This is a genomic window from Leisingera coralii (assembly GCF_049056525.1).
In the GTDB taxonomy this organism is placed as follows: domain Bacteria; phylum Pseudomonadota; class Alphaproteobacteria; order Rhodobacterales; family Rhodobacteraceae; genus Leisingera; species Leisingera coralii.
Genome location: NZ_JBHUPT010000111.1, coordinates 1 through 413 on the forward strand (window position 1 = coordinate 1; position 413 = coordinate 413).

At 57.9% G+C, this 413-nt stretch carries 1 pseudogene; it reads right to left on the reverse strand.

Annotated features, from left to right (window positions below):
• A pseudogene (locus tag ACFMBG_RS23680) lies at positions 1–257 on the reverse strand (IS110 family transposase); the annotation flags it as partial.
• Positions 258–413 lie beyond the last annotated feature (156 nt).

Consider the following 413-nt stretch of genomic DNA (forward strand, 5'->3'; position numbering starts at 1 on the left):
AGCGCCTTGTGTGCCAGGCGCGCATCAATGCAGATGATCGGAAGGCCGCGTTTCTCCAGTTCACGGGTGAGCCAGATGGCCAGAATGCCGCTCTCATGCACAACCCGCTCGGGTTTGGCGGCATGTTCCGAAATGAACGATGCAATCTCGTCCGGATCCGAACTGGTTTCGCCGCGCGCAAGCACCTCTCCATCTCCATCGACAACGCAGATCGACACGGATTTGACGGACACGTCCAGACCAACATAATGCAACATGGTCGTTCTCCTTCACGGCTGGTTTTACTGAGGCCGATCTTATCGGACCTCGTTCGCCCTGGGAGAGCGGCCGCCGCAAACACATCATGTCATTCAGGCAGCCGGAAAGCGCCGTTTCCGCGAAGATGGCGGGGATATCGGGAAGGGTTTATCTGG